The organism is Actinoallomurus acaciae (genome assembly GCF_042429965.1).
GTDB classification, from domain to species: Bacteria; Actinomycetota; Actinomycetes; order Streptosporangiales; family Streptosporangiaceae; genus Actinoallomurus; species Actinoallomurus acaciae.
The window spans coordinates 1-5,610 of the sequence record NZ_JBHLZP010000513.1 but is presented as its reverse complement, the minus strand read 5'-3'; the positions used below and the strand labels follow the sequence as shown (position 1 = coordinate 5,610).

Annotated in this window: 5 protein-coding genes; 2 read left to right on the top strand and 3 right to left on the bottom strand. The window is 72.8% G+C overall.

Features of this window, described 5'->3' with window-relative positions; all coding sequences use genetic code 11:
• Positions 1-32 precede the first annotated feature (32 nt).
• Complete coding sequence (locus ACFFNX_RS40435; RefSeq protein WP_378211471.1) at positions 33-1,229, bottom strand: MFS transporter; 1,197 nt, start codon at positions 1,227-1,229, stop codon at positions 33-35.
• Between the two features lie 62 nt (positions 1,230-1,291).
• On the opposite strand from ACFFNX_RS40435, the gene ACFFNX_RS40430 reads away from it, so the two are divergent.
• Positions 1,292-2,281, top strand: a complete 990-nt coding sequence (locus ACFFNX_RS40430) for an ArsR/SmtB family transcription factor (RefSeq protein WP_378211469.1) — start codon at positions 1,292-1,294, stop codon at positions 2,279-2,281.
• Positions 2,282-2,369: 88 nt separating this feature from the next.
• On the opposite strand, the gene ACFFNX_RS40425 is transcribed toward ACFFNX_RS40430, so the two are convergent.
• Positions 2,370-3,395, bottom strand: a complete 1,026-nt coding sequence (locus tag ACFFNX_RS40425) for a 6-phosphofructokinase (RefSeq protein ID WP_378211468.1) — start codon at positions 3,393-3,395, stop codon at positions 2,370-2,372.
• A 555-nt stretch (positions 3,396-3,950) separates the two neighbouring features.
• Between ACFFNX_RS40425 and ACFFNX_RS40420 the strand changes: the two genes are divergently transcribed.
• The gene (locus ACFFNX_RS40420; RefSeq protein WP_378211466.1) at positions 3,951-4,670 is read left to right on the top strand and encodes a hypothetical protein; all 720 of its coding nucleotides are present in this window, start codon (positions 3,951-3,953) and stop codon (positions 4,668-4,670) included.
• Here ACFFNX_RS40420 and ACFFNX_RS40415 read toward each other — a convergent pair whose 3' ends face one another.
• Positions 4,671-5,378, bottom strand: a complete 708-nt coding sequence (locus tag ACFFNX_RS40415) for an endonuclease/exonuclease/phosphatase family protein (RefSeq protein ID WP_378211465.1) — start codon at positions 5,376-5,378, stop codon at positions 4,671-4,673.
• Positions 5,379-5,610: the final 232 nt, after the last annotated feature.

Below are 5,610 nucleotides of genomic sequence, written 5' to 3'. Positions count from 1 at the left end.
CCGCGACCTGGCCGTACGCCTCTCCCCCATCCTCACCGCGGCGACCCGGCCGCGACGGGCTCCGGCGCACGTGCCACCGGCCGCAGGCCGGGTGCGAGCGCCAGCGTGACCGCCACCGACCCCGCCGCCATCACGGCCATGGCCGTCGCCGGTGAGGTCTGCTGGGCGACGGTGCCGGCGAGGGCGGCGCCGACACCCTGCATGGCGAGCATCCCGGAGGAGTGCAGGCCCAGCGCGTGCCCGTGCATGTCGCCCGGGGTGATGGCCATCAGCCGTTCCTGGAGCAACAGGGTCGCGGAGTAACCGACCGAGGCGAGGACGATCGCCGCGACCGCGACGGGTGCCTGGAGGTTCACCGCGAAGACCAGGTACGGGACGGCGAGCAGCAGGCGCAGCGGCGCGCCGAGCCGTCGTCGCCACCGCTCCGCCACGAACCGGCCGGTCAGCGTGTCCCCGACCAGCATGCCGAACGCAGCGACGGTGAACAGCAGGCCCGCGTGCCCGGGCGCGTACGGGACGAAGAGCGACTCGCATCCGACGATCAGCCCGTTGGGCACCCAGAGCGCGAGGTAGACGCAGCGGCGGGACCCCTCGGACCACAGGCGCGCGTTGTTCCGCCACGTCTCGGTCACCGAGGGGCGGCCGGCGGCGCGCGGCGGGCGCGAGCCCAGGCCGGTACGGGCGACGGCCGCGGCGGCGAGATAGAGGGCCGCGGCCGCGAGCAGTGTGCCTCGCGGGGACAACGTGGCGACCAGCACGCCGCCGACCGCGAATCCGCAGATCTGCGACATCCCGGCGGACATGTTCAGCACCGACCGGCCCAGCAGGTAGCCCTCGGCGGGCAGGATCTCGCTCAGCAGCCCGTACCGGACTCCCCCGCCCACCGAGGCGACCAGGCCCTGGGCGAGGACGATCGCGAAGACCGCGCCGATCGGCAGGCCGGGCGCGGCCAGCGCCACCGTGCTCAGCCCGAACACCAGCCCGACCGCGGTCATCGCCGCACGCGGCGGCAGCCGGTCCGCCGCCGACAGCAGCGCCATCGCACCCGCCAGTTGGGCGAAGGAGGTGCCGAACATGCTGAGCGCCGACAGCAGCGGCGACCGGGTGGCGGTGTAGACGAGGGTGCCGAGCGCGAGCCCGCTCACCGTCGACGCGGCGGCCTGGAGGGAACTCGCGGCGAACAGCGGCGTGAACTCATTGGTCCGGAAAAGCTCCCCGTATGTACGCATAGCGGGAAATATGACTTCGCCCGCAGGATGACCGTTATGGTTTCGCGGGGAGGCGAAACTCGGTGGGATTTTGGCAGGTCAACGCGGACACGCTGGCCGGGAGTCGATTCGTGATCTCGGCGTTGGACGAGACGATCGCCTCGTTGGTCGCCCTCCAGCGCGCGACCGCCGCCCACCCCGGCGAACGCGCCTGGCTCGACGCTCACCTGCCGGCGTACCGCGAACGGCTCCGCGGCGACCGGATCACCGCCCTGCTCGTACGGGCGGGTCTCATGGGGGGCTGGAACGCCGACTTCCTCACGCCCGCGCCGCCCGGCGAGGGCAGCCCGTCGTTCGCCGACGCGGTGATCCGGATCCGGGAGACTCCGCCGGACACGGCCCGCGCGCACCTGATGGTGTCGCTGAACGGCTCGTTGCCGTCCGTGCTGGACCGCTCCGACCTGCCCACGCGCGCCGCCGACCTGCTGGAGTGGGTGTGGACGGAGGCGGTACGGCCGTACTGGCCGCGCCGCCGGCGGCTGCTGGAGGCCGACATCCTCGCCCGTACGCGACAGCTGAGCGAGGGCGGCTGGGCGGCGGCCCTGAACGACATGCGCCCGGGAATGCGCTGGCTCGGCGACGGGCGCCTGCGGATCAACATGTACGACTATCCGCCGAAGTCGATCTCAGGCGCGCGCCTGCTGTTCGTGCCGGTCACGCCCGGCCGGGGCTGGGTGTCGTGGGAGGAGCCGCACCGCTACGCCGTGGTGTACCCGTGCGCGGGCGTCCTGGCGAACGGGGACGGATCCGGCGCGCCGCAGGCGCTGGGCCGCCTGCTCGGCCCCGCGCGGGCGGGCGTCCTGACGCTGCTCGCCTCGCCCAAGAGCACGACGCAGCTGGTCGCCCTGACGGGGCAGGGGCTGGGCTCGGTGGGCCGCCACCTGAAGATCCTCCTCGACGCGGGTCTGGTGACCCGCCGCCGCACGGGCCGCTCGGTCCTGTACTACCGCACGCCCGCGGGCGACGCCCTGGTGACCGCGTCCCGGAGACAGCGGCCGGGGAACGCGGGCTGAACGTTCGCCCCTTCATCGTCCCCGAGACCTCCCCGGACGACGCGAGGCCCCCGCCGTGACGGCGAGGGCCCGGTGTCCGGACGGCAGATCAGCCGAAGAAGACCTCCGACTCGCTGTAACGCTCGACCGGGACCGTCTTGAGCTCGTCCGTCGCCGCGCTCAGGTCGACGCGCTTGATGTCCGTGCCGTTCAGGCCGACCATCTTGCCCCAGTCGCCGTCGTGCACCGCGTCGATCGCGTGCAGGCCGAAGCGGGTCGCCAGGACCCGGTCGAACGCGGTCGGGGTGCCGCCGCGCTGGATGTGGCCGAGGACCGTGGTGCGGGCCTCCTTGCCGGTGCGCTTCTCGATCTCGGCGGCCAGGCGCTCGCCGATGCCGCCGAGGCGGACGTGGCCGAAGGCGTCGAGCTCCTGGTTCTGGATGTCCATCTGGCCGTCGGCCGGGTGCGCGCCCTCGGCGACGACGATGATCGGCGCGTACTTCGTCTTGAACCGGCTCTCGACGTACCCGCAGACCTTCTCGATGTCGAAGGGACGCTCGGGGATCAAGATGACGTTGGCGCCGGACGCCATGCCGGCGTGCAGCGCGATCCAGCCCGCGTGGCGGCCCATGACCTCGCAGATCAGCGCGCGGTGGTGGGACTCGGCCGTGGTGTGCAGCCGGTCGATGGCCTCCATCGCGATGTTGACCGCGGTGTCGAAACCGAAGGTGTAGTCGGTCGCGTTGAGGTCGTTGTCGATCGTCTTGGGCACGCCGACGACCTTGACGCCGCGGTCGTGCAGCTGCCGCGCGACGCCCAGGGTGTCCTCGCCGCCGATGGCGATGAGCGCGTCGACGCCCAGCCCGGCGAGGTTGTCCTTGATCCGCTCGACGCCGCCCTCGATCTTGATCGGGTTGGTGCGGGACGAACCGAGGATGGTGCCGCCACGGGGCAGAATGCCGCGTACGGCCTGGACGTCCAGCGGAATGGTGTCACCCTCGAGGGGACCGCGCCAGCCGTCGCGGAAGCCGACGAACTCGTATCCGTAGACCTGGACGCCCTTGCGGACCACTGCGCGGATGACGGCGTTCAGGCCGGGGCAGTCACCGCCACCGGTCAGCACTCCGACACGCATGCCTACTCCTCTTCGAACCATGGACTGACCCGACCAGACTAGTGGGCCGGGAAGGGTGGATGCGGCATCACGCGCGGGGCGCGGTTCACCGCGATTGGTCTAGACCATAGCGGAAAGCAAGCCCTCCCATCAGCCCCGTGCGGGGAGAACATCCTGACTTCTCGCGACCTGAGGGTAAAGCCGGGAAGGGTTCGGCGGGCGGCCGTGTTCCCGTCACCGGGTCGTCACCCCGTTCCGACCGGCCCTCGGGGTGGACAATGGCGGTGAGGACCACGTGACAACCGGTAAAACAACCTCCCGCCCGACCGAAGGTGTACGCCCGGAGAGCGAACTGAGAGATGATGGTCATCTTCCCAACCCCGGGCCGTACGCGCCCACGATCCGCACCCGCAACCTTTTGGTCAATCGAAGTTGTCCCGGCCGTAGGCTCTTCGTGAAGCGTCGGTCGACGGGAGTTCCGAGGGGAGGCGCCATGGCGCTCACGCCCGGCGTCAGGTCGGAGGCGGCGGGCCTGCCGCCCGGCGGCTCCGGCCGCGCGAAGAGGGGGGCCGGCCGATGAGCCGGCGAGGCAACGGGCTGACCGCGGACGCGTACGTTCCCCTCGCCGACCTGACACCGCAGCTCGCGGACGCGATGCTGGCCGCCCTGCGCGAGGCCGGGATCGCCGCGTACGCGGTGCCGGCGCCGGGCGAGACCGGGGGCTATCTGGACGTGCGTCTGCCCGAGGAGCCCACCGACCGGCTCTACGCCGACGCCGAGGCCAGGGCCGCCGCCGAGGAGATCCTCCAGGCCCGGCTTCCGGAGCTGCGGGAGGACTACGCCGCCTCCCGTGACGAAGATCAGATCTTCGCCGAGATCGTCGCGTCCTTCGACCGCCCCTCGGCCCCCGGCGAGACGCCCTGGCCGGCCGAGGAGGACATCGAGGAGCCCCGCGACGACGCCGCCGAGGACCCGGTCGACGATCCGCCCGCCGACACGACGGGCGAGCTGATGACCGCGCGCGTCGTCAAGCCCGCCACCGACGACGAGGACGACGACGATCACTTCATCCCCCCGCCCCCTCCCCCGCTCCCGAAAGCGGACGCCCTGACCCGCTTCGCCTGGATCGCTCTCCTCGGCGGGCCGATCTACCTGGTGGCGTCGGTGTTCCTGAGCTGGGACGTGCCGAGCTGGGCCGCCTTCCTGGCGGTCGCCGCCTTCATCGGCGGCTTCGTCGCCCTCGTCCTGCGCATGGGCGACGATCCGCCGGAGGACGACGACGGCGCGGTCGTCTGATCAGCTCGGGCGGACCCGGAGCTCGGCCACGACCGGGCGGTGGTCGGTCGCCGCCGGATAGTCGGCCAGCAGCTCGGGCTCGTCGGGCACCCCGCAGCTCAGCACCTCGATCGCGGGGTCGGCGAAGACGCCGTCGATGCGGGTGAGCGGCGCCCACGAGCTGTAGGTCGCGCCCTGTCCCGACGGCGCGGTCGCGAAACCGTCCTGGAACCGCGACGCCAGGTACTCCCACGCCCCTCCCCCGGGCTCCTCGTTGACGTCACCGGCGAGCACGACCGGAGCGCCGAACCGCTCGCGTACCCGCGCCAGCTCCGCCGCGATCTCCTCGGCGTGCCGCAGCCGCGGCTCGTCGGCCAGGTCCAGGTGCACGCTGGCCGCCACGAACCGCGCCCCGCCCACCTCGAACAGCCCGAAGACCAGCCCGCGCCGGTGCAGGCCCGACACGGGCGTCAGCAGCCGGTGCCGGCGGTGCAAAAGGGCCGTACGGGGCCCGGCGTACAGCTCCAGCCCCGCGGGCCGCGAGCGTACGGCCAGGCCCAGCGACGTGCGCCGGGCCAGCCAGCGGCGCTTGCGGAGCCAGAACGCGAACCTCGGTGCCTCCTGGACGCACGCCACGTCCGGCTCCAGCCTCCGGATCACCCGGGCCAGAGCGGCACGGTCGTCGCGCATCGAGCGGACGTTGTAGCTGAGCAGCCGGATCGTCGTCAAAGGCGCTCAGCGGCCGCCCGGGCGCCCTCGCCCGTCGCGAGCGGCGTCCCAGGGGCGCGTCGCGAGGCGGAGGAGCGGGTCGGCCTGGTCCTGGCGGTCGCCCCTTCCGCGGAGTGGGGACGACGACGCACGGCGGGGCATGGGGGTCCCGGGCGGTCTCTCAACGCAGGCGCGCCAGGTCCGCCGCGCCGACGATGCCGGCATCGGGGCCCAGCTCGGCCATCCGGATGTC

Coding starts and splice junctions, on each gene's coding strand:
- ACFFNX_RS40435 (WP_378211471.1), bottom strand. CDS start 1,229: ATGCGTACATACGGGGAGCTTTTCCGGACCAATGAGTTCACGCCGCTG.
- ACFFNX_RS40425 (WP_378211468.1), bottom strand. CDS start 3,395: ATGCGTGTCGGAGTGCTGACCGGTGGCGGTGACTGCCCCGGCCTGAAC.
- ACFFNX_RS40420 (WP_378211466.1), top strand. CDS start 3,951: ATGAGCCGGCGAGGCAACGGGCTGACCGCGGACGCGTACGTTCCCCTC.